The organism is Streptomyces sp. NPDC091649 (genome assembly GCF_044756785.1).
GTDB lineage: Bacteria > Actinomycetota > Actinomycetes > Streptomycetales > Streptomycetaceae > Streptomyces.
Genome location: NZ_JBIVTR010000010.1, coordinates 115,788 through 137,368, shown reverse-complemented (window position 1 = coordinate 137,368; position 21,581 = coordinate 115,788). Strand labels below are relative to the sequence as shown.

Annotated in this window: 20 protein-coding genes and 1 pseudogene; 16 read left to right on the top strand and 5 right to left on the bottom strand. The window is 72.4% G+C overall.

Features of this window, described 5'->3' with window-relative positions:
- Window positions 1–276: 276 nt before the first annotated feature.
- Window positions 277–678 (bottom strand): rodlin, encoded by a 402-nt coding sequence (locus ACIQMU_RS18810; protein ID WP_352240669.1) that lies wholly within the window; start codon window positions 676–678, stop codon window positions 277–279.
- Window positions 679–1,222: 544 nt separating this feature from the next.
- Here ACIQMU_RS18810 and ACIQMU_RS18805 point away from each other — a divergent pair.
- On the top strand, window positions 1,223–1,888 hold the full coding sequence (locus ACIQMU_RS18805; RefSeq protein WP_352240668.1) for a chaplin family protein: 666 nt from the start codon (window positions 1,223–1,225) through the stop codon (window positions 1,886–1,888).
- A 203-nt stretch (window positions 1,889–2,091) separates the two neighbouring features.
- On the opposite strand, the gene ACIQMU_RS18800 is transcribed toward ACIQMU_RS18805, so the two are convergent.
- Both ACIQMU_RS18800 and ACIQMU_RS18795 read right to left on the bottom strand, forming a co-directional pair.
- Window positions 2,092–3,312 carry an acetyl-CoA C-acetyltransferase gene (locus tag ACIQMU_RS18800; RefSeq protein ID WP_352240667.1) on the bottom strand — a complete coding sequence of 407 codons (1,221 nt, stop codon included), beginning with the start codon at window positions 3,310–3,312 and terminating at the stop codon, window positions 2,092–2,094.
- A 14-nt stretch (window positions 3,313–3,326) separates the two neighbouring features.
- Complete coding sequence (locus ACIQMU_RS18795) at window positions 3,327–4,343, bottom strand: LysR family transcriptional regulator (protein ID WP_402689251.1); 1,017 nt, start codon at window positions 4,341–4,343, stop codon at window positions 3,327–3,329.
- A gap of 277 nt (window positions 4,344–4,620) precedes the next feature.
- On the opposite strand from ACIQMU_RS18795, the gene ACIQMU_RS18790 reads away from it, so the two are divergent.
- Window positions 4,621–6,171 (top strand): 3-hydroxyacyl-CoA dehydrogenase NAD-binding domain-containing protein, encoded by a 1,551-nt coding sequence (locus ACIQMU_RS18790; RefSeq protein ID WP_402689250.1) that lies wholly within the window; start codon window positions 4,621–4,623, stop codon window positions 6,169–6,171.
- A gap of 73 nt (window positions 6,172–6,244) precedes the next feature.
- The gene (locus ACIQMU_RS18785) at window positions 6,245–6,640 is read left to right on the top strand and encodes a VOC family protein (RefSeq protein ID WP_402689249.1); all 396 of its coding nucleotides are present in this window, start codon (window positions 6,245–6,247) and stop codon (window positions 6,638–6,640) included.
- Here the strand turns inward: ACIQMU_RS18785 and ACIQMU_RS18780 are convergent.
- Together ACIQMU_RS18780 and ACIQMU_RS18775 are read right to left on the bottom strand one after the other, a co-directional pair.
- Window positions 6,577–7,427: pseudogene (locus ACIQMU_RS18780) on the bottom strand (DUF6597 domain-containing transcriptional factor). The gene ACIQMU_RS18785 and the pseudogene ACIQMU_RS18780 sit on opposite strands and share 64 nt — an antisense overlap.
- Window positions 7,424–8,569: a YihY/virulence factor BrkB family protein gene (locus ACIQMU_RS18775; RefSeq protein WP_352240796.1), complete on the bottom strand. Its 1,146-nt coding sequence runs from the start codon at window positions 8,567–8,569 to the stop codon at window positions 7,424–7,426. Before ACIQMU_RS18775 ends, ACIQMU_RS18780 begins: the two are co-directional and overlap by 4 nt.
- 74 nt (window positions 8,570–8,643) lie before the next feature.
- Here ACIQMU_RS18775 and ACIQMU_RS18770 point away from each other — a divergent pair, with 74 nt between their 5' ends.
- From ACIQMU_RS18770 to ACIQMU_RS18710, 13 genes are all read left to right on the top strand, one after another.
- Window positions 8,644–10,281: an acyl-CoA dehydrogenase family protein gene (locus tag ACIQMU_RS18770; protein ID WP_352240662.1), complete on the top strand. Its 1,638-nt coding sequence runs from the start codon at window positions 8,644–8,646 to the stop codon at window positions 10,279–10,281.
- Window positions 10,282–10,516: 235 nt separating this feature from the next.
- Entirely contained in the window at window positions 10,517–11,815 is a 1,299-nt protein-coding gene (locus ACIQMU_RS18765) for a GAF domain-containing protein (RefSeq protein ID WP_352240661.1), read from the top strand.
- A 209-nt stretch (window positions 11,816–12,024) separates the two neighbouring features.
- Entirely contained in the window at window positions 12,025–12,621 is a 597-nt protein-coding gene (locus ACIQMU_RS18760) for a GNAT family N-acetyltransferase (protein ID WP_352240660.1), read from the top strand.
- A 199-nt stretch (window positions 12,622–12,820) separates the two neighbouring features.
- The gene (locus tag ACIQMU_RS18755; protein WP_316248393.1) at window positions 12,821–12,904 is read left to right on the top strand and encodes a putative leader peptide; all 84 of its coding nucleotides are present in this window, start codon (window positions 12,821–12,823) and stop codon (window positions 12,902–12,904) included.
- A gap of 125 nt (window positions 12,905–13,029) precedes the next feature.
- The gene (locus ACIQMU_RS18750; RefSeq protein ID WP_352240659.1) at window positions 13,030–14,727 is read left to right on the top strand and encodes a nitrite/sulfite reductase; all 1,698 of its coding nucleotides are present in this window, start codon (window positions 13,030–13,032) and stop codon (window positions 14,725–14,727) included.
- The gene (locus ACIQMU_RS18745) at window positions 14,724–14,903 is read left to right on the top strand and encodes a hypothetical protein (RefSeq protein ID WP_402689248.1); all 180 of its coding nucleotides are present in this window, start codon (window positions 14,724–14,726) and stop codon (window positions 14,901–14,903) included. Before ACIQMU_RS18750 ends, ACIQMU_RS18745 begins: the two co-directional genes overlap by 4 nt.
- A complete protein-coding gene (locus tag ACIQMU_RS18740) occupies window positions 14,900–15,616 on the top strand; it encodes a phosphoadenylyl-sulfate reductase (protein WP_352240656.1) in 717 nt (238 codons plus the stop codon). The genes ACIQMU_RS18745 and ACIQMU_RS18740 overlap by 4 nt, the downstream gene beginning before the upstream one ends.
- A complete protein-coding gene (cysC, locus tag ACIQMU_RS18735; RefSeq protein ID WP_352240655.1) occupies window positions 15,616–16,185 on the top strand; it encodes an adenylyl-sulfate kinase in 570 nt (189 codons plus the stop codon). Before ACIQMU_RS18740 ends, cysC begins: the two co-directional genes overlap by 1 nt.
- On the top strand, window positions 16,182–17,117 hold the full coding sequence (gene cysD / locus ACIQMU_RS18730; protein ID WP_352240654.1) for a sulfate adenylyltransferase subunit CysD: 936 nt from the start codon (window positions 16,182–16,184) through the stop codon (window positions 17,115–17,117). The genes cysC and cysD overlap by 4 nt, the downstream gene beginning before the upstream one ends.
- A gap of 1 nt (window position 17,118) precedes the next feature.
- Window positions 17,119–18,456 (top strand): sulfate adenylyltransferase subunit 1, encoded by a 1,338-nt coding sequence (locus tag ACIQMU_RS18725; protein ID WP_402689247.1) that lies wholly within the window; start codon window positions 17,119–17,121, stop codon window positions 18,454–18,456.
- A gap of 265 nt (window positions 18,457–18,721) precedes the next feature.
- Window positions 18,722–19,834, top strand: a complete 1,113-nt coding sequence (locus ACIQMU_RS18720; RefSeq protein WP_352240651.1) for an aliphatic sulfonate ABC transporter substrate-binding protein — start codon at window positions 18,722–18,724, stop codon at window positions 19,832–19,834.
- Between the two features lie 39 nt (window positions 19,835–19,873).
- A complete protein-coding gene (locus ACIQMU_RS18715) occupies window positions 19,874–20,665 on the top strand; it encodes an ABC transporter ATP-binding protein (RefSeq protein ID WP_352240650.1) in 792 nt (263 codons plus the stop codon).
- Entirely contained in the window at window positions 20,652–21,578 is a 927-nt protein-coding gene (locus tag ACIQMU_RS18710) for an ABC transporter permease (protein WP_352240649.1), read from the top strand. Before ACIQMU_RS18715 ends, ACIQMU_RS18710 begins: the two co-directional genes overlap by 14 nt.
- Window positions 21,579–21,581: the final 3 nt, after the last annotated feature.

The window sequence follows — 21,581 nt, the reverse complement described above, 5'->3', positions numbered from 1 at the left end:
CTCGGCGGAGTCCGTGCGGTCACGACGATCGTGCCCGCCCGAGCCAGATCCTGATCGCTCGCGACTCCGGCGCTGTCCTACGTAACGATGAACACCCCGGGTCGAAACTGTCCGACAGGTGGATTTTTGGATATCCGCCCGAATGCCGCAATGCCCGTCGGCCCGTGCGGAGAGCGGGGGCCGCGCACCTCCGCTCGCGTTCCGGGAAAGGCGACGGGCCCGAGCCGCTCGGTGGAGGAACGCCGAGGGCTCGGGCCCGAGTTGTGCGGCAGCGGATCAGTTGTTGCCGGTGCCGTTGCCGGAGAGGATCGGGATGTCCTCCAGGATGTGCGACAGAGCCTCGTCACCCTTGGCCTGGGTGGAGTTCTCGGTGCACTGCTGGTTCTGCGGGGAGGACAGGACGTTGATGTCCTGGACCGTGACCGGCACGAGGCCGACGAGGGAGCCGAGGTTGGCCTTCGCCGGGAGGGCGATGCAGGGCTTGTTCAGCGAGCCCTGGATGAGCGCGAACTGCGGGCTCCAGTCCCCGTGGGTCTCGGAGTTGCCGTACGACTGCGAGGCGCCGTTGCCGTTGACCGTGGTGGTGCCGCCGTCGTTGGCGATGGCCATGGCCTGCGTCGCGCCGAGACCGAGGATGGAGGCGGCGACAGCGCCCGTAGCCAGAACCTTCTTGATCACGATGAACCCTTCTCGTACTGGTCGCCCCGTGGCGGAGCCCCCTGCTCAACTCGGCTCCCGGCGTCAGGTTCCGCCCATTCACCCGAATGCCTGACATGGGACCGCCCTCCTCCCGTCCTGTCCGCGCGGCCGTGTTTCGTGAAGGAATCGCGCAGACCTTCCCGACGCGCCCCACCCGATCGGGTGGACGGAACCGGACGGCTCGATATCGAGACCTGTACGGCATACGACAGGCCCTCGTCGGTCAACAGTGACAGTTCTCAACCCATTTGAGGGAAAATCGTTTCTCTCTTTCCGCGAACCGGGATGCGCGACGTCCGGCGTCACCACCCGTTCGGGTGATGACACATTTTCCACGCAACTCCAAGTTTCCCGCCCGGACCTGAATCGTTATGGCAGTAGTCCAGCGCGCACGTCTTCATCACTTTCACCACGGCTTCCCCGCAGGATCCGGCTGTGCAGCGGCTCCGCCCGATGGCTGCCCGTCTCCGCGCGCGAAGCACCCACGCGAAGTCCTCGCGAATGTCCTAAGGAAGGGCAAGTAATGCGACAGGTCTTGAACAAAAGCATGATCGTCATGGCGGCCGCATCCGGCCTCCTGGCGGCGGTCGGCGGCACCGCGCACGCCGACGCGTCGGCAGAGGGGGCGGCCGTCGGTTCACCGGGGGTCGGTTCGGGCAACGCCGTGCAGGTGCCGGTGCACATCCCGGTCAACGTGTGCGGCAACACCGTCAATGTGATCGCCCTGCTGAACCCGGCCTTCGGCAACAAGTGCGTGAACGCCGACGGCCCGAAGCACGACCACCCGCCGGTGGACAAGCCGCCGGTGGACAAGCCCCCGGTCGATGAGCCCCCGGTCGACGAACCGCCCGTGGACGAGCCCCCGGTCGACGAACCGCCCGTGGACGAGCCCCCGGTCGATGAGCCCCCGGTCGACGAACCGCCGGTGAACGAGCCCCCGGTGGACCAGCCGCCCGTGGACGAGCCCCCGGTGGACCAGCCGCCCGTCAACGAGCCGCCGACCGACACCCCCGGCACGGACACGCCCGGTACCGACACACCCGGCTCGAACAACCCCGGGCCCAACGCCCCGGACGCGCACCTCGCCGACACCGGCGCCGCCGACCTGGGCCTGGCAGCCGGCGCGAGCGCCGCGCTGCTGCTCGGCGGTGCGGTACTGATGCGCCGCACCCGCAACGCGCGCGACTGACAGCGCTCATCGGGAGAACGAGGTCCGGCCGGACAGCGAGGGCTGCCCGGCCGGACCTTCTGCGTGCGCGCCGTCGGCGCCTGCGGGCTACGGGCTACGGGCTCCAGGTCCGCGGAAGGCCGGCTCAACGCCTCGTAACGCCGATGAACCGCCGCCACGCGAGGGCTCGGGGCCGCAACCGCCGCGATGCAGGCGGCCCGCCCTCAAGGGGCGAGGCGCTCGAAGACCGCGGCGAGGCCCTGGCCGCCGCCGATGCACATCGTCTCCAGCCCGTACCGGGCCTCGCGGCGGTGCAGTTCGCGGGTGAGGGTGGCGAGGAGACGGGCTCCGGTGGCGCCGACCGGGTGGCCCAGCGAGATGCCCGAGCCGTTGACGTTGATCCGCTGCTCGTGGTCCTTCTCCCCGAGGCCCAGCTCCCCGGTGCATGCGAGCACTTGCACGGCGAACGCCTCGTTCAGCTCGATCAGGTCGAGGTCGGCGAGGGTGAGGCCCGCCCGGTCGAGGGCGGTGCGGGTGGCGGCGACGGGGGCGATGCCCATGGTCGCGGCGGGAACCCCTGCCCGGGCGAAGGAGACCAGGCGGACGAGCGGTGCCAGGCCGAGGCGTTCGGCGGTGGCGGCGCTGGTGACCAGGCAGGCGGCGGCCGCGTCGTTCTGACCGCTGGCGTTGCCCGCGGTGACGGTGGCGTCCGGGTCGGACTTCGCCATCACCGGCCGGAGCGCGGCGAGTTGTTCGGCGGTGGTGTCGGGCCTGGGGTGCTCGTCGGCGGTGACGACGTGCTCGCCCTTGCGGGTGCGGACGGTGACGGGGACGGTCTCGGCGTCGTAGCGGCCCTCGGCGGCGGCGCGGGCGGCGCGCTGTTGCGAGCGCAGGGCCAGGGCGTCCTGGTCGGCGCGGCTGATGCCGTACTCCCGGCGCAGGTTCTCCGCCGTCTCCACCATGCCGCCGGGGACCGGGTGGTTGACGCCTCCGGCGGTGACGCGGCCCCGGGCGAGGGCGTCGTGGAGCTGGAGACCTGGTCCCTTGATGCCCCAGCGCCCGTCGTGGGTGTAGTAGGGAGCGGCGCTCATCACGTCGACGCCGCCCGCGATCACGACGTCGCTGAACCCGGCCCGGATCTGCATCGCCGCGTCCAGCACCGCCTGGAGCCCGGAGCCGCAGCGGCGGTCGATCTGGGAACCGGTGACCGTGGCCGGCAGCCCGGCGTCCAGGGCGGCGACCCGGCCGATGGCGGGCGCATCGCCGGTCGGGTAGGCGTGACCGAGGATCACCTCGTCGATCCGGTCGGGGTCGATGCCGGTACGGGCGACGATCTCAGCGATGACGCGTGCGGCCAGTGCGGCCGGGGTCTGCTGGGCGAAGGCCCCGCCGAAGCGGCCGATGGGGGTGCGCAGAGGTTCGCAGATGACGACGTCGAGCGGCACGGCGGGGCCTTCCTTCAGGGCGACGGGCGGGGCGCGGGTGGTGGGGTGACCTTCGCATCCGGCGACTGAGCCGGTCCAATACCGGATGCGTCCGGTATCGAGAGGCCCGGCATCTCAATCGGCGCCGGGCCCGGTCCGGGTACCGGGGTCGGCAGGGCGTCCCGGGCGACGGCGAGCACCGCGTCAAGGGCGGCCGAGGGGTTGTCGGCACGCCAGGCCAGGGCCGCCCGGAGGCGGATGGTCGGTCCGGTGAGGGGCCGGTAGACCAGTCCGCTCTGCTGGATGTGCCGCACGGAGGTGACCGTGAGGGTGACGCCGACGCCGGCGGCGACGAGCGCCATGATCGTGTACGAGTCGGGGGCCTCCTGGACGACGCGCGGGGTGAACCCGGCGCTCTCGCATGCCTCGGTCATCGCGTCGCGCACGGTGGAGCCGCTGTTGGCGGGAAAGGAGACGAACGGTTGGTCCGCCAGCTCGCCGAGCGGCACCACCTCACGCCGGGCGAGCGGGTGGTCGCAGGGCAGCGCGCACAGCAGCTCCTCCTCGTCGATCACCCGGTGCTCCACTCCGGGCCGGGTCACCGGCAGCCGGACGAATCCCAGGTCGAGTGAACCGTCGGCGACCCGGGACAGCGCGACGTCGGCGTACGTCTGGCCGGTCATGACGAGTTCGAGCCCGGGGTGGGCGGCGCGCACCGCGCGGGTGAGCCGGGGCAGCGTCTCGTGGCTGGAGGCTCCGGCGAAGCCGATAGTCACCCGGCCGTGCTCCCCCCGGCCTGCCGAGCGGGCGGCCCGGACGGCGGTGTCGAGGTCGTCGAGGACGGTCCGTACGGGGTCGAGGAAGGCGTCCCCCGCGCCGGTGAGCCGGACGGAGCGTGTGTTGCGGCGGAAGAGCTGGACGCCGAGCTCCTTCTCCAGTTGCCGGATCCGCTGGCTCAGGGGCGGCTGCGCCATCTGCAGGCGTTTGGCGGCCCGGCCGAAGTGCAGTTCCTCGGCCACGGCGAGGAACGCCCTCAGCTGGCGCAGTTCCATGCGGGTCCCCCGTCGTGGTGTTCTCCGTACCCCGACGCGTATGCCGTCGTGTGAGACCGCACGCGTCCGAATCCGACCCTAATTCGGTATTGGACAACGATCAATGGCCCCTGGCACGGTGGGGCGACCTGTGCACCGGCGCCGGGGAGCGCGGTGGAACGGACGACGGCCGTCGCAGGGGCGGCGGTCACCGGGCCGGGCGTCCTCACCCGGATGTGCTTCCGTCTCCCCGTGAGGCGCCTTGGTGCGTGCCTCCGCCGAAAGGGCCTCCACCGCCATGCGTATCAGGATCGTCGGAGCCGGGGCCATGGGCCGCGGCATCGCCCAGTGGGCGGCGAGCGCCGGACACACCGTCGAACTCGCGGACGTGCGGCCCGAGGCGGTGACGGACGCCCTGGGCTTCGTCGCCTCGATGCTGGACCGTGCGGTCGCCAAGGGCCGGATGCCGGCCGCCGGCCGGGACGGGGCGCTGGCCCGGCTGGTGCCGCTCGCCGAGCCGTGGGCGCCGGGCCCCGAGGTGGAGCTGGTGATCGAGGCCGTACGGGAGGATCTGGAGACCAAGGCCGAGGTGTTCGGGAAGCTGGAGCGGGCGCTGCCCTCCTCCGCCGTCTTCGCGACCAACACCTCCTCCCTGTCGGTGACCCGGATCGCCGCGACGCTTGAGGACCCCTCGCGCCTGGCCGGGCTGCACTTCTTCAACCCGGTGCCGTTGATGAGGATCGTCGAGGTGGTGCCGGGCGCGGCCACCCGCCCGGAGATCCCGGGCCTGCTGACCGCGCTGGTGGAGGGCTGCGGGCACCGGGCGGTGACCGTCGCCGACACCCCGGGTTTCCTGGTCAACCACGCCGGGCGGGGGCTGGTGACCGAGGCGCTCGCGCTGCTGGAGGAGTCGGTGGCGGACCCGGCGGAGATCGACCGGATCGCCCGGGACGTCCTGGGGCTGCGGATGGGCCCCTTCGAGCTGATGGACCTGACCGGTCTCGACGTGACGGCGGCGGTCATCGACTCGATCTGGCAGGGCTTCCGGTACGAGGACCGGCTGCGCCCGTCCTTCCTGACCCCGAACCGAGTGGTGGCGGGACTGCACGGCCGCAAGACGGGCCGGGGCTGGTACGCGTACGGCGACGGGGCGCCCGGCCCCGTGCCGGAAAGCCCGGTCACCGGGGACCGGGAGCGGCCGGTGTTCCTCGTCCCGAGCGGGCGGCCGGAGACCGCCGCGTACGAGGACGCCCTGGCCGGTTCGCTGGAGGCGGCGGGGGCCCGGGTGGAGCGCGGTCCGGGGCCGTCCCCCGAGGCCGTGCTGCTGGTGCCCGTCTGGGGGACGCCGGTGTCGGCGGCGGTCGCGGAGGGCGCGCTGCCCCGGGAGCGTACGTTCGGCGTGGAGGTGCTGCCCGCGGCGGGGCGGCGGCGGGTCCTCGCGGTGACGGCGGCCGGCGACCCGGTGGCCGCCCGGGACGCGAGGGCGGTGCTGGCGCGGGCCGCCGAGGGCGGTGAGCCGTACGCGGTGTCGGTGGTGCGGGACACCGCGGGCTCGGTCGCGCAGCGGCTGCTGTCCTCCGTCGTCGCGGTCGGCTGCTCGATCGCGGAGCGCTCGCTCGCCGCGCCCGCCGACATCGATCTCGCGGTGACCACCGGGCTCGGCTATCCGGCCGGGCCGCTGGCCTGGGGCGAGCGGGTCGGGGCCGTGAGGATGCTGGAGCTCCAGCGCTCGCTGCACGCGGTGACGGGCGACCCGCGGCACCGGCCGACGCGGTGGATCGGCGAACGGGCCGCCCTGGGCCTCGCGCTGACGGATCCGGGGACCTCACCCGCGGACTGCCTGGGCTGAGGGCCGCGCTCGGCGCACCCGGACGACCGATTTCTGCAAGACGGCCCGTGCGCCGGGTGCCTACGGTCGGGGCATGACTCCTCGATTCGACGCCATCAGCGTCATCACCGCCGACCTGGCCGCCTCGCTCGCCTTCTACCGCCGCCTCGGCCTGGACATCCCGGCCGGGGCGGAGTCCTCGCCCCATGTCGAAGTAACCCTGCCGGGCGGGCAGCGGTTGCTGTGGGACACGGAGGAGGTCATCGCCTCGTTCGATCCGTCGTGGGAGCGGCCCGCGGGCGGTGAGCGGCTCGGGCTGGCGTTCGTCTGCGACAGCCCGGCGGAGGTGGACGCGGTGTACGCGGACCTCGTCGGCGCCGGGTACACGGGTCACGCCAAGCCCTGGGACGCGGTGTGGGGGCAGCGCTACGCGATCGTGCTGGACCCGGACGGCTGCGGGGTGTCCCTGTTCGCGGCGGCGGACGCGTAGGCCCCGTGCGCCGGTGGCGGGGTCCCGGTCACGTACCCCGGGCCGGGGCCCCGGCGTCGAAGTACGCGCCGAGTGTCGTCCCGGCGAGGTCCCGCATCTCCCGGGCCAGGTGCGCCTGGTCGGCGCAGCCCGCCGCGCAGGCCGCCTCGGCGTACGGCAGGCCGGCGCGGACGAGCGACAGGGCGCGCTGGAGACGCAGGACCCGGGCCAGGGTCTTGGGGCCGTAGCCGAATGCGGCCAGGGAGCGCCGGTGCAGCTGGCGGGCCCCGAGGCCGACCTCGGCGGCCGTCGCCGCGACGCTCCCGCCGCGCCGCAGCCGGTCGGCGACGGCCACCGTGAGCGGGTCGGGCGGACCGGTCTCGGCGGTCCGGCGCAGGGCGAAGTCCTCCAGGGCGGCGGCGGGGTCGCCGGAGCGGGCGACGCTCTCCGTGAGCGCGCCGACGGCGGCACGGGACCAGAGGGCGGCGAGCTCGACCCGGCGGTCACGCAGCTCGTACGCCGGTACGCCGAGCAGTACGGGCGCGGTTCCGGGCGGGAGCCGGATCGCGGCACAGGGGCCGCGGTCGTGCGGGTCCACCTCGAAGGCGCGGGTGTCGGGCCCGGCGACGACCAGGCGTCCGGCGGTCCAGATCAGGTCCATGCATCCGTCCGGCAGGACGGACCGGGCGGGCTGTGGCGGGCCGGGCGGGACGTCCACGGTCCACAGGACCGCGCCGTCCAGCCGGGACGGCCGTTCCCGGTAGCGCTGGTGTCGCGGGGGCGTGCTTCCCCGCCGGTGCGGGGTCACGGGTACGGCCGGTCCCTGACGTCGCCGGTCTCCTTCGCCTCCTTGGTGTCCCTGGCGTCCCTGGGGTCCTTCTCCCACGTGGCGTGGAGCCGTGACTTCACGTCGTCGGGCGGCAGGAAGCGGGACCAGCGCTCGGGGAATTCGGAGGGCATGTACGCGGGGCCGTCGTCCTCGTCGTCGTCCTCGTCGTCCGTGCCGGCGTAGGCGGACGAGCGGGTCCGGGCGATGAACTCGGCGGCCTGCGCGGCCCGGGCGCGTTCGGTGGCCTCGCGGGCGGCGGCGGTGGCGAGCGAGGGCCACACCCGGTCGATGGCCGCGTTGACCGCGGCGCCGACGAGGACCGCGAAAGCGGAGATGCCGATCCACAGCAGGACGGCGATCGGCGCCGCCAGGGAGCCGTAGATGGTGGGGCCCTCGACCGTGTTGGTCAGGTAGATGCGGAGCAGGAAGCTGCCGACGATCCACATGCCGAGCGCGACCAGCGCCCCGGGAACGTCCTCGATCCAGGGCGAACGCACCGGGACGGACACGTGGTAGAGCGTCGTGAGGAACGCGACGGTCAGCAGGATCACGAGGGGCCAGTACAGGACGGCTATGACCTCGGTGCCCCACGGCACGAACTCGACCACCCGGTCCGGACCGACGACCAGCAGCGGCAGCACCACCGCGCCGAGCAGCAGGGCGACGACGTACAGCAGGAAGGCGAGCAGCCGGGTCTTGACGATGCCGCGGTGGCCGTCGAGTCCGTACATGACGGTGATGGTGTCGATGAAGACGTTCACCGCGCGGGAGCCGGACCACAGGGCGATGGCGAAGCCGATGGAGATGATGTCGGGGCGGGCCCCGGTCGTGACGTCGGCGAGCAGCGGTTCGGCGAAGTCGTTGACCCCGCGCTCGGACAGCACCGTCTGGGCGGCGGAGAGGATGTTGCGCTCGATGGAGGCGACCGTGGTGGTGGTCGTCCACTCGTCGACGTATCCGAGCAGTCCGATCATGCCGAGCAGCAGCGGGGGCAGCGAGAGCAGGGTGAAGAACGCCGCCTCGGCCGCGAGTCCCAGAATGCGGTACTCGATGCACGAGTTGACGGTGTCCTTGAGCAAATGCCACGCCATCCGCCGCTTGGAGACGTTGCCGTAGAGCACTCGCGCCCGGTGGAGCCGGCCCGGTGGCCGCTCGGGTGTTTCTTTTGCTGCCTGCACCTCCTTACCGTATCGGCATGGCAGCCACCACCCACACCGTGACCAATCAGGTTCCGCCGCTGGTCGGATATGACGTCTTCGCCGCCGACCGGGCCCTGTCCGAGGCCGTCGAGCGGCACATCGAGCCCGGCGTCCTGCCCGTGGCGCTGGAGGAGCTCGGGGAGCTCGGCCGGTCCGCGGGCTCCGCCCAGGCCCAGGACTGGGGTGCGCGGGCGAACGCGTATCCGCCCGTCCTGCGCACCCATGACCGTTATGGCCACCGCGTCGACGAGGTGGAGTTCCATCCGTCGTGGCACCGGCTGCTCAGCCACGCCGTGTCGGCCGGGCTCACCGACGCCTGGGGGCGACCGGCCGGGCATGTCCGCCGCGCGGCGGGGTTCCTGGTGTGGACGCAGACCGAGGCGGGGCACGGCTGCCCGCTGTCGATGACCCATGCCGCGGTGCCCGCGCTGCGGACCGATCCGGTGCTGGCGGCGGAGTGGGAGCCGCTGCTGACCTCGCACACGTACGTGGAGGGACTGCGGGCGCCGCGGGAGAAGGCCGGGGTGCTCTTCGGGATGGGCATGACCGAGAAGCAGGGCGGCACCGACGTGCGGTCGAACACGACCCGGGCGGAGCCGCTGTCCGGTGAGGGCGAGTATCTGCTCACCGGCCACAAGTGGTTCTGTTCGGCGCCGATGTCGGACGGTTTCCTGGTGCTGGCGCAGGCGCCGGGCGGGCTGAGCTGCTTCCTGGTGCCTCGGGTGCTGCCGGACGACACGCGCAACGTCTTCGCGATCCAGCGGCTCAAGGACAAGCTCGGCAACAGGTCCAACGCGTCCGCCGAGGTCGAGTTCGACGGGACCTGGGCCCGCCGGGTCGGTGAGGAGGGGCGCGGGGTGCGCACCATCATCGAGATGGTGGCGGCCACCCGGCTGGACTGCGTGGTGGGTTCGGCGGCGCTGATGCGGCAGGCGGTGGCGCAGGCGGTCCATCACAGCGCCTACCGCAGCGCGTTCGGCGGGCTGCTGATCGACAAGCCCCTGATGCGCAACGTGCTGGCGGATCTGGCGCTGGAGTCGGAGGCGGCGACGGTGCTGGCGATGCGGCTGGCCTCCGCGTACGACACGGACACCGAGGAGGAGCGTGCCTTCCTGCGGCTCGCGGTGCCGGCGGCGAAGTACTGGGTCACCAAGCGGTGCACCGCCGTGGTGGGCGAGGCGCTGGAGTGCCTGGGCGGCAACGGGTACGTGGAGGAGTCGGGGATGCCCCGGCTGCTGCGCGAGGCGCCGCTCAACTCGATCTGGGAGGGCTCGGGCAACGTGCAGGCGCTGGACGTGCTGCGGGCGCTGCAACGGGAGCCGCAGGCGCTGGACGCGTTCCTGCGCGAGGTCGGCCACGCGCGCGGGGCCGATCACCGGCTGGACGCGGCGATCAAGGACCTCTTGACGGAGCTGGCCGATCTGGAGGGCGTCGAGGCGCGGGCACGGCGTCTGGTGGAGCGGATCGCACTGGTGCTCCAGGGTTCGCTGCTGGTGCGCTGGGCTCCGCCGGAGGTGTCCGACGCGTTCTGCGCCTCACGGCTGGGCGGCGACTGGGGCACGGCGTTCGGTACCCTGCCGCACACTCTGGATCTGGCCTCGGTGGTGGCACGGGCCCGGCCCGTGGTCGCGTAGCGACCCGCGGGAAGTGACGGAGGGTGGTGCTGCGCCGACACGGCACCACCCTCCATACTTGTGCAACACCGGGCGACCGGGACAGGCCCGACGCACAGCGTTCCTGTCACTCTTGTACGGAACCTCGGGACATCGCCAGAGTTGCAAGGGGTTGCAACCATGACGCGGGCCGCTCGGCGGCGCGGTCCGGTGGGCGGCAGGATGGGCCGGAGCGGGTTCGGGGGGAACGGGGACCATGAAGGACACAGGTTCAGCGGGGGTGGCGCGGGTGGTCACGGGCCAGGGCGCCGGGCGCCGGGCGGCCCGGCTGCTGCACCGGGCGCGCGAGGCGCGGCTGACGGGCGAGCGGTCCGGGGTCGCACCCAGGGCGGAGATCGACGCGTCCTGGGACCGCGTGGTGCGCAGCGGCATCGATCCCGACCAGTCGCCGGAGAGCGAACTGCTCCGGGCTGACGAGATAGAACACCGGCGCCGCAGCACCGCGCTCGGCGAACTGATGCCGTTGCTGCGCTCCGGACTGGCCTCGATCGCGGATGCCGCGCAGCAGATCATGGTGGTGACCGACACCGAGGGCCGGGTGCTGTGGCGGCAGGGCGACACGGGGGTGCTGCGCCGGGCCCACGACATCTGCCTGGAGGAGGGCGCGGCCTGGGCCGAGGCGGCGACCGGGACCAACGCGATCGGGACGGCGCTGGCCGCGCGGGTTCCCATCCAGGTCCACTCGGCCGAGCACTTCATCCGGGCGCTGCACGGCTGGACCTGTGCGGCGGCGCCCGTCCGGGATCCGCGCGACGGCCGGCTGATCGGGATCGTGGACATCAGCGGACCGGCGTCCACCTTCCATCCGGCGACGCTGGCCCTGGTCGACTCGGTGGCCCGGCTCGCCGAGGGCGAGATCCGCGTCCGCCACCTGGCGGAGATCGAGCGGCTGCGCGCGGTGGCCGCGCCGATCCTGTGCCGGATCGGCGGGCGGGCGCTGGCGGTGGACGTACACGGGCGGCTGGCGGCGGTGACCGGGATGCCGCCGGTGGACCGGCTGCCGCTGCCGAAGTCGCTGCGGCCGGGCCAGGTGTGGCTGCCCTCGCTCGGCATGTGCCAGGTCGAGCCGCTGCCGGGCGGCTGGCTGGTGCGGGTGGACGAGGGCGGGGCCGGGGGCGCGCCGCGCCGGGTGGTGCTGGACCTGAGCCGGCCCCGGGCGCTCGCCGTGCGTCTGACCGGGCCGCTGGGGAGCCGCACTCAGCGGCTCTCGCCGCGGCACGCGGAGCTGCTGTACGCGCTGACGGTGCACCCGCAGGGGCGGACGGCCTCCGAGCTGGCCCGGGACCTCTTCGGGGACGCGACCCGGACGGTGACGGTCCGGGCCGAGGTGTCCCGGCTGCGGCGTCATCTGGCGGAGGTCCTGGCCCACCGCCCGTACCGCTTCGGGGACGGCGTGGAGGTGGAGGTGATCCGCCCGGAGCACCACGCGGATCTGCTGCCGCACTCCATGGCGCCGGTGGTGGTCGAGGCCCGCAGGGCGGCCGGGGCCACCTGAGAGCGGGCCGCCGCCGTGCACCGGGGGCGGTCGGGGGGCGGAGGGAGGGGCCGCCGTGCGCGTGGGATCGGCGGGCGGCCGGAGGAGGGGCCGCCGTGCGGGCGTGGCCCCGGGCGGGGAGAAGAGGGGCCGCCGCGCGGGGCGGCCCGGGGCGGGGAGAGAAGGGGCCGCCGTGCGGGGGCGGGTGGCGGCGTGGTTCGCTGGCCGTCATGAGCGACATCCCGCAGCCCGCAGGGCCGACCATCGAGGTGACCGTCTGGTCGCTGGAGCAGACCTCGCCCGCCGATCTCCGCCCGGCTCCCGCGCCGGAGGGCGATGTGCGCGTCGTCCGGTCCGAGGTTCCCTCGCCGGAGTTCAGCCGGTTCCTCTACACCGCCGTGGGCGGGGACATCCGGTGGACCGACCGGCTCGGCATGACGTACGCCCAGTGGCAGGAGGCCCTTGAGCGGCCCGGGGCGGAGACCTGGGTGGCGTACGAGAACGGGACGCCGGCCGGGTACGTCGAGCTGGACCCGCAGGACGACGGCGTGGTCGAGATCATGTACTTCGGGCTGCTCCCGGCGTTCCGGGGGCGGCGGATCGGCGGCCACCTCCTCAGTTACGGGGTGGCGCGCGCCTGGGACCTGGCGGAGCGCTGGCCGGAGCGCCCGGGCACGAAGCGGGTGTGGCTGCACACCTGCTCGAAGGACGGCCCGCACGCGATGGACAACTACCTGCGGCGCGGCTTCCGCCTCTTCGACACGAGGACCGAGGTGGAGCCGGAGGTGGCGACGCCCGGTCCGTGGCCGGGGGCGCACCCCTCCTGATCGCCCGTGACCCGAGGGCGGTGGAGCGGTCGCTCCGCCGCCCTCCCCGAGTTCCGGGGGCGCCCCAGTGGGCGGTTTGTCGGCATTGCGGCGGCGACATCCCGTGACGGACGCCACATCATCTCACTGTTCGAGACCCAGCCGTCCACATGGCGGATAGTGGTGGACTGCCCCGAGAAGCGCGTGACACGCTTCCGTCATGCCTGGAACTGGAATTGCCTTGGTGAGTCGACGCCACGTCGACCTCGGCCGCATGTCCAGCGCCATCTGTCCGGCGGGCTGAGAGTCCCAGCACCCGCCGCCCCCTCTTACCTCTGAACCACCCCTGCGCACCGCCGCGCCTCAGCGCGAGTGTGCCGTTCCGTGCCGTTCAGACCCGCCCTCCGCAGTCCCGAAGGACGTATTGTCATGGCCGCTACCCCGGAACAGCCTGCGACCACCACGCCCCGCCGCAAGGCCGGACGCCACCGCGGCGAGGGTCAGTGGGCCGTCGGACACCACACCCCCCTGAACGGGAACGAGCAGTTCAAGAAGGACGACGACGGTCTCAACGTACGGACACGTATTGAGACGATCTACTCCAAGCGCGGATTCGACTCCATCGACCCCAACGACCTGCGTGGACGCATGCGCTGGTGGGGGCTGTACACCCAGCGCAAGCCCGGCATCGACGGCGGCAAGACGGCCGTGCTGGAGCCGGAGGAGCTGGACGACGAGTACTTCATGCTGCGCGTCCGCATCGACGGCGGCCGGCTGACCACACGGCAGCTGCGGGTGATCGGGGAGATCTCCCAGGAGTTCGCACGCGGCACCGCCGACCTCACCGACCGGCAGAACGTGCAGTACCACTGGATCCGCATCGAGGACGTGCCGGAGATCTGGCGGCGGCTCGAAGAGGTGGGCCTGTCCACCACCGAAGCCTGCGGCGACACGCCCCGCACGATCCTCGGCTCCCCCGTCGCGGGCGTCGCGGAGAACGAGATCATCGACGGCACGCCCGCCATCGACGAGATCCAGCGCCGGTTCATCGGCAACCCCGACTTCTCCAACCTGCCCCGCAAGTTCAAGACGGCGATCTCCGGCTCCCCGCACCTGGACGTGGCCCACGAGATCAACGACATCGCCTTCGTCGGCGTGAACCACCCGGAGCACGGCCCCGGCTTCGACCTCTGGGTCGGCGGCGGCCTCTCCACCAATCCGAAGCTCGGTGTGCGGCTCGGCGCCTGGGTACCGCTGGAGGACGTGCCCGACGTGTTCGGCGGGGTCATCGCGATCTTCCGTGACTACGGCTACCGGCGGCTGCGCACCCGCGCCCGGCTGAAGTTCCTGGTCGCGGACTGGGGGCCGGAGAAGTTCCGCCAGGTCCTTCAGGACGAGTACCTCCGGCGCGAACTGACCGACGGGCCCGCACCCGAGGAACCCGCCCAGACCTGGCGCGACCACCTCGGCGTGCACCGGCAGCGGGACGGCCGCTTCTACGTCGGCTTCGCCGCCCGGGTGGGCCGGATCGACGGCAGCACCCTCACCGAGATCGCCGAACTGGCCGACGCGCACGGCTCCGGCCGGGTGCGGACCACCGCCGAGCAGAAGATGATCGTGCTGGACGTGGCCGAGGAGCGGGTGGAGTCCCTGGTCGCCGGCCTGGAGGCGCTCGACCTCAAGGTCGCCCCGTCCCCGTTCCGGCGCGGCACGATGGCCTGCACCGGCATCGAGTTCTGCAAGCTGGCCATCGTCGAGACGAAGGCGCGCGGCGCCGCTCTCATCGACGAACTGGAGCGCCGCATCCCGGAGTTCGACCACCCGATCACCATCAACATCAATGGCTGCCCGAACGCCTGCGCCCGCATCCAGGTCGCCGACATCGGACTCAAGGGCCAGTTGATGCTGGACGAGAACGGCAACCAGGTCGAGGGCTACCAGGTGCACCTCGGCGGAGCGCTCGGCCTGGAGGCCGGGTTCGGCCGCAAGGTCCGCGGTCTGAAGGTGACTTCGGCCGAGCTGCCGGACTACGTCGAGCGGGTGCTCGGCCGCTTCCAGGAGGAGCGCGAGGACGGCGAACGCTTCGCGACCTGGGCGGCGCGCGCCGGCGCGGAGTCGCTGTCATGAGCGAGCGAGCCGCACCGTTCCACTGCCCGTACTGCGGAGACGAGGACCTGCGCCCCAACGAGACGGGACACGGAGCCTGGGAATGCGCCTCCTGCAACCGTGCGTTCCAGCTGAAGTTCCTGGGCCTGCTGACCCGGGGCGTTCAGCGGAACAACACCGAGGGGGGCGCGATATGACGACCACTCAGTTGAGCGGAGAGCTCAGCGACGAGGAGCTCCGGGAGCTGGCCGAACGGGCGGGGCGGGAGCTGGAGGACGCCTCCGCCACCGAGATCCTGGCCTGGGCGGCCGGCGCCTTCGGGCCGCGCTTCTGCGTCACCTCCTCGATGGAGGACGCCGTGGTCGCGCACCTGGCGTCACAGGTGATGCCGGGCGTGGACGTGGTGTTCCTGGACACCGGCTACCACTTCCCGGAGACCATCGGGACCCGGGACGCGGTGGACGCGGTGATGGACGTCAACGTCATCACGATCACCCCCCGGCGGACCGTCGCCGAGCAGGACGCGGAGCACGGCGAGAAGCTGCACGACCGCGACCCCGACCTGTGCTGCGCGCTGCGCAAGGTGAAGCCGTTGGAGGACGGCCTGACCGCGTACGCCGCCTGGGCGACGGGCCTGCGCCGCGACGAGTCCCCGACCCGGGCGAACACCCCGGTCGTCGGCTGGGACGCCAAGCGCCGCAAGGTGAAGGTCTCCCCCATCGCCCGCTGGACCCAGGACGACGTGGACGCCTACGTCGCCGAGCACGGGGTGCTCACCAACCCGCTGCTGATGGACGGTTACGCCTCCGTCGGCTGCGCGCCCTGCACCCGCCGGGTGCTGGAGGGCGAGGACGCACGGGCCGGACGCTGGGCCGGGCGGGGCAAGACCGAATGCGGGCTGCACGGCTGATGACGACTGATCAGGAGAATTCGATGAGCGTGACGGAGACGGGAGCCACGATCTGGCTGACCGGTCTGCCGAGCGCGGGCAAGACCACCATCGCCTACGAACTGGCGGGCCGGCTGCGTACCGAGGGCCACCGGGTGGAGGTGCTCGACGGCGACGAGATCCGTGAGTTCCTCTCCGCGGGCCTCGGCTTCTCCCGCGAGGACCGGCACACCAACGTCGCCCGGATCGGCTTCGTCGCCGAACTGCTCGCCGCCAACGGCGTGAAGGTGCTGGTCCCCGTCATCGCCCCGTTCGCCGACAGCCGCGAGGCCGTGCGCAAGCGGCACGCCGCCGAGTCCACCACCTACCTGGAAGTACACGTCGCGACGCCCGTCGAGGTCTGCTCCGTGCGCGACGTGAAGGGGCTGTACGCCAAGCAGGCGGCCGGCGAGATCAGCGGTCTCACCGGGGTCGACGACCCCTACGAGGCCCCCGAATCGCCCGACCTGCGGATCGAGTCGCACCAGCAGACCGTGCAGGAGTCCGCAGCGGCGCTCCACGCGCTGCTCACCGAGAGGGGCCTGGCGTGAGCACCGTCGCCACCGTGCCGGAAGGCACCGTCAACCCGTACGCACTCAGCCACCTGGACTCCCTGGAGTCGGAGGCGGTCCACATCTTCCGCGAGGTGGCGGGCGAGTTCGAGCGGCCGGTGATCCTGTTCTCCGGCGGCAAGGACTCCATCGTGATGCTGCACCTGGCGCTCAAGGCGTTCGCGCCCGCGCCCGTGCCGTTCACGCTGCTGCACGTGGACACCGGGCACAACTTCCCCGAGGTCCTGGAGTACCGCGACCGTACGGTGGAGAAGCACGGGCTGCGGCTGCACGTCGCCTCCGTGCAGGAGTACATCGACGCCGGGAAGCTCCGCGAGCGCCCCGACGGCACCCGCAACCCGCTCCAGACGGTTCCGCTCACCGAGGCCATCCAGCAGCACCGCTTCGACGCGGTGTTCGGCGGCGGCCGGCGCGACGAGGAGAAGGCGCGCGCCAAGGAGCGGGTCTTCTCGCTGCGCGACGAGTTCTCCCAGTGGGACCCGCGCCGCCAGCGCCCCGAGCTGTGGCAGCTGTACAACGGCCGGCACGCCCCCGGTGAGCACGTGCGGGTCTTCCCGATCTCCAACTGGACCGAACTGGACGTCTGGCAGTACATCGAGCGCGAGGGCATCGAACTCCCGCAGATCTACTTCGCCCACGAGCGCGAGGTGTTCAGCCGCAACGGCATGTGGCTGACCGCCGGGCACTGGGGCGGGCCCAAGGAGCACGAGTCGACCGAGACCCGTCTGGTGCGCTACCGCACGGTCGGCGACATGTCCTGCACCGGGGCCGTCGACTCCGACGCGACCACGCTGGACGCCGTGATCACCGAGATCGCCGCCTCCCGGCGCACCGAGCGGGGCGCGACCCGCGCCGACGACAAGATGTCCGAGGCCGCGATGGAAGACCGCAAGCGCGAGGGGTATTTCTAACATGACCACGACCACCGAGCAGTTGTCGGCCACCACCCTGCTGCGGTTCGCCACGGCGGGTTCGGTCGACGACGGCAAGTCCACCCTCGTGGGACGCCTGCTGCACGACTCCAAGTCGATCCTCACCGACCAGCTGGAGGCGGTCGAGCGGGCCTCGCTGAACCGCGGTCAGGAGGCGCCGGACCTGGCGCTGCTGACCGACGGACTGCGGGCCGAGCGCGAGCAGGGCATCACCATCGACGTCGCCTACCGCTACTTCGCCACCGCCCGCCGCCGGTTCATCCTGGCGGACACCCCCGGCCATGTGCAGTACACGCGCAACATGGTGACCGGCGCCTCCACGGCCGAGCTGGCCGTGGTCCTGGTCGACGCCCGCAACGGGGTCGTCGAGCAGACCCGCCGGCACGCCGCCGTCGCCGCCCTGCTGCGGGTCCCGCACGTGGTGCTGGCGGTCAACAAGATGGACCTGGTCGACTACGCGGAGCCCGTCTTCGCCGCCATCGCCGAGGAGTTCACCGCGTACGCCGCGTCCCTCGGCGTCCCCGAGATCACCGCGATCCCCATCTCGGCCCTGGCCGGGGACAATGTGGTGGAGCCGTCCGCGCACATGGACTGGTACGGCGGGCCGACCGTGCTCGAACACCTGGAGACGGTGCCGGTCAGCCACGACCTCACCGCCTGCCACGCCCGCTTCCCGGTGCAGTACGTGATCCGCCCGCAGAGCGCCGAGCACCCCGACTACCGGGGGTACGCCGGTCAGATCGCGGCCGGCGTCTTCCGGGTCGGCGAGGCCGTCTCCGTACTGCCCTCGGGGCGCACCACCACGATCACGGGCATCGACGCGCTCGGGGAGAGCGTCGACATCGCCTGGGCGCCGCAGTCGGTGACGATCCGGCTGGCCGACGACATCGACATCTCGCGCGGCGATCTGCTCGCCCCCGCGGACGACGCCCCGGCCGTGACGCGGGACGTCGAGGCGACCGTCTGCCACGTCGCCGACCAGCCGCTCTCGGTGGGCCAGCGGGTGCTGCTCAAGCACACCACCCGCACGGTCAAGGCGATCGTCAAGGACATCCCGTCCCGGCTCACCCTGGACGACCTCTCCCAGCACCCGGCGCCCGGGCAGCTGGTCGCCAACGACATCGGCCGCGTCGTCGTGCGCACCGCCGAGCCGCTCGCGCTCGACACGTACGCCGACTCCCGGCGCACCGGTTCGTTCCTCCTGATCGACCCGGCGGACGGTACGACGCTGAGCGCCGGGATGGCGGGCGCCTCGTTCGCCGCGGTCGCCGAAGCCGCCGACCGGGCCGACGCCGACGACGCCGAGTGGGACTTCTGATGGCCGCCGGCTCCTTCTCCGCCTTCGCGAAGCGGGGCAGCCGGGTGGGCAGCGGCGCCCTCGGGAGGGGGCGCCCCCCGCTCGGGCGAATGCGAGAGCTCGGGGGAGGTCGGGGCGGGGTCGGGCGATGTGCGTGATGACGTACGCGCACCGCTCGCGCGCCCTCCCGCACCGCCCGCACCGCCGAAGACCCGCCGCCCTCCCGGCCGCGCCCCCCTGACCAGCCAGCGGGACGCGCGCCGGGCCGACGAGAGGAAGACCTCCCGTGCCTGCCCCCCGTTCCACCCTTCGCCGCGGCCTCGTCGCCGTCGCCGCCCTGCCGCTGCTCGCCCTGGCGGCCACCGCGTGCGGCTACGGCTCCCAGGCCGAGGACGGCGCGGGGAGGGCGAAGGTCGCCGCCACGGGGAAGAAGCTCTCCGCCGACACCGTGCGGATCGGCTACTTCCCGAATCTCACGCACGCCACCGCCCTGGTCGGTATCCGGGAAGGCACCTTCCAGAGGGAACTCGGCGGCACCCGGGTCGAGTCGACCACCTTCAACGCGGGCCCCTCCGAGATCGAGGCGCTGAACGCCGGGTCCATCGACATCGGTTTCATCGGTCCCTCCCCCTCCATCAACGGGTACGCCAAGTCCCAGGGCAAGGGCCTGCGGATCATCTCCGGATCGGCCTCGGGCGGGGTGAAGCTGGTCGTCGATCCGGACAGGATCAAGACCCCGGACGACCTCAAGGGCAAGAGGATCGCCACCCCGCAGCTCGGCAACACCCAGGACGTGGCCTTCCTCGACTGGATCTCCGAGCAGGGCTGGAAGGTCGACTCCCAGAGCGGCAAGGGCGACGTCTCCGTGGTCCGCTCGGACAACAAGGTCACGCCGGGCGCCTACAAGTCCGGTGACCTGGACGGCGCTTGGGTGCCCGAGCCGACCGCCTCCCAGCTGGTCTCCGAGGGCGCGCAGGTACTCCTCGACGAGAGGGACCTGTGGCCGGACAGGAAGTTCGTGATCACGAACGTCATCGTGTCGCAGAAGTTCCTCGACGCGCACCCGGACGTGGTGGAGGCGGTGCTGAAGGGTTCGGTCTCCACCAACCGGTGGATCAACGCCAACCCCGAGAAGGCCAAGGCGTCCGCCAACAAGGCGCTGGAGACCCTGAGCGGCAAGCCGCTGCCGAAGGAGATCCTCGACCCCGCGTGGGAGTCCTTCGAGGTCACCGACGATCCGCTGGCCGCCACGCTGAACGCGCAGGCGGAGCACGCCGTGGGGGCCGGCCTGCTCGATGAGCCGGACCTCCGGGGCGTCTACGACCTGGGGCCGCTGAACAAGATCCTCACGGCCGAGGGGCGGCCCGAGGTCGCCGACGCCGGACTCGGCGTCAAGTAGCCCGCCCACCCGAAGCAGGACTCCCAGGAGGTGACGACCATGGCGACCCCCACTCTCACCAAGGCCGAGGACCGTACGACGGTCGAGCACGCCGCTCGTATCGCGCACGTCTCGAAGTCCTTCGCCGGACCCGCGGGTCAGCAGCTCGTGCTGGACGACATCACGCTCGACGTCGCTCCGGGTGAGTTCGTCACCCTGCTGGGGGCCTCCGGCTGCGGAAAGTCGACACTGCTGAACCTGGTGGCCGGACTCGACCGCCCGTCCAAGGGGTCCATCGAGACCCCCGGCGGCCGGCCGGCCCTGATGTTCCAGGAGCACGCCCTCTTCCCGTGGCTGACCGCCGGCAAGAACATCGAGCTGGCCCTGCGGCTGCGCGGGGTGCCGAAGTCGCAGCGCCGCGGCGAGGCGGAGCGACTGCTCGAACTCGTCCGGCTCGGCGGGGCGTACGGCAAGCGGGTGCACGAGCTGTCCGGCGGTATGCGCCAGCGTGTCGCGATGGCCCGCGCACTCGCCCAGGACAGCCGACTTCTGCTGATGGACGAGCCGTTCGCGGCGCTGGACGCCATCACCCGCGATGTGCTGCACGACGAGCTGACCCGGATCTGGCGGGAGACGAACGCCTCGGTCCTCTTCGTCACGCACAACGTGCGCGAGGCCGTACGGCTCGCGCAGCGCGTGGTGCTGCTGTCGTCCCGGCCGGGCCGGATCGCCCGGGAGTGGACGGTCGACATCGAGCAGCCGCGCCGCATCGAGGACACCGCCGTGGCGGAGCTGTCCGTCGAGATCACCGAAGAACTGCGTGGGGAGATCCGCCGACATGGCCAGCACTGACATCGCGTCGAGCCGGAAGCGGCCGGAGGGGGCAGCCGGAGGGGACGACGTGAAACCCGACGATCTGGCGGGTCTGGAGGCCGGTCTCGACGCCCTGGACGCCGTGCAGATCCGCCGCACGCCCGTGCGGGAGGTCCTGCTGCGCAAGGCGCTTCCCCCGGTCGTGGCCGTCGCGCTGGTCCTGGTCATCTGGGAGCTGCTGGTCCGTGCCCAGGTCACGGAGGTCTACAAGCTGCCGCCGCCCTCCGCGGTGTGGGACAGCGCCCGGGAGATGTGGCTCAAGGGCACGCTGCTGGACGTCGTGTGGACCAGCGTCTCGCGCGGTCTGCTCGGTTTCCTGCTCGCGGTCGCCATCGGTACGCCGCTGGGACTGCTGGTCGCCCGGGTGAAGCTGGTCCGGGCCGCGATCGGCCCGATCCTGTCCGGTCTCCAGTCGCTGCCGTCGGTCGCGTGGGTGGCCCCGGCGGTGATCTGGCTCGGACTGAACGACCGGATGATGTTCGCCGTGATCCTGCTGGGCGCGGTGCCCTCGATCGCCAACGGGCTGGTCTCCGGCGTCGACCAGGTGCCGCCGCTGTTCCTCCGGGCGGGCCGCACGCTGGGCGCGACCGGGCTGCGCGGCACCTGGCACATCGTGCTCCCGGCGGCTCTGCCCGGCTATCTGGCGGGCCTCAAGCAGGGCTGGGCGTTCTCCTGGCGGTCGCTGATGGCCGCCGAGATCATCGCCTCCTCCCCCGATCTCGGCCTGGGACTGGGGCAGCTGCTGGAGAACGGCCGCAGCAACTTCGACATGCCCGGCATCTTCCTGTCGATCCTGCTCATCCTGTTCGTCGGCATCGCGATCGACCTGCTCGTCTTCAGTCCGCTGGAGCGGTGGGTGCTGCGCAGCCGCGGTCTCCTCGTCAAGAACTGAGTC

What these genes read in the sequence shown, in the direction of transcription:
- ACIQMU_RS18755 (WP_316248393.1), top strand. Translation starts at nt 12,821, where the DNA reads ATGCCTGGAACTGGAATTGCCTTGGTGAGTCGACGCCACGTCGACCTC.
- ACIQMU_RS18790 (WP_402689250.1), top strand. Translation starts at nt 4,621, where the DNA reads ATGCGTATCAGGATCGTCGGAGCCGGGGCCATGGGCCGCGGCATCGCC.
- ACIQMU_RS18750 (WP_352240659.1), top strand. Translation starts at nt 13,030, where the DNA reads ATGGCCGCTACCCCGGAACAGCCTGCGACCACCACGCCCCGCCGCAAG.
- ACIQMU_RS18760 (WP_352240660.1), top strand. Translation starts at nt 12,025, where the DNA reads ATGAGCGACATCCCGCAGCCCGCAGGGCCGACCATCGAGGTGACCGTC.
- ACIQMU_RS18765 (WP_352240661.1), top strand. Translation starts at nt 10,517, where the DNA reads ATGAAGGACACAGGTTCAGCGGGGGTGGCGCGGGTGGTCACGGGCCAG.
- ACIQMU_RS18725 (WP_402689247.1), top strand. Translation starts at nt 17,119, where the DNA reads ATGACCACGACCACCGAGCAGTTGTCGGCCACCACCCTGCTGCGGTTC.
- ACIQMU_RS18785 (WP_402689249.1), top strand. Translation starts at nt 6,245, where the DNA reads ATGACTCCTCGATTCGACGCCATCAGCGTCATCACCGCCGACCTGGCC.
- ACIQMU_RS18710 (WP_352240649.1), top strand. Translation starts at nt 20,652, where the DNA reads ATGGCCAGCACTGACATCGCGTCGAGCCGGAAGCGGCCGGAGGGGGCA.
- ACIQMU_RS18770 (WP_352240662.1), top strand. Translation starts at nt 8,644, where the DNA reads ATGGCAGCCACCACCCACACCGTGACCAATCAGGTTCCGCCGCTGGTC.
- ACIQMU_RS18745 (WP_402689248.1), top strand. Translation starts at nt 14,724, where the DNA reads ATGAGCGAGCGAGCCGCACCGTTCCACTGCCCGTACTGCGGAGACGAG.
- cysC (WP_352240655.1), top strand. Translation starts at nt 15,616, where the DNA reads ATGACGACTGATCAGGAGAATTCGATGAGCGTGACGGAGACGGGAGCC.
- ACIQMU_RS18795 (WP_402689251.1), bottom strand. Translation starts at nt 4,343, where the DNA reads ATGGAACTGCGCCAGCTGAGGGCGTTCCTCGCCGTGGCCGAGGAACTG.
- ACIQMU_RS18715 (WP_352240650.1), top strand. Translation starts at nt 19,874, where the DNA reads ATGGCGACCCCCACTCTCACCAAGGCCGAGGACCGTACGACGGTCGAG.
- ACIQMU_RS18740 (WP_352240656.1), top strand. Translation starts at nt 14,900, where the DNA reads ATGACGACCACTCAGTTGAGCGGAGAGCTCAGCGACGAGGAGCTCCGG.
- ACIQMU_RS18805 (WP_352240668.1), top strand. Translation starts at nt 1,223, where the DNA reads ATGCGACAGGTCTTGAACAAAAGCATGATCGTCATGGCGGCCGCATCC.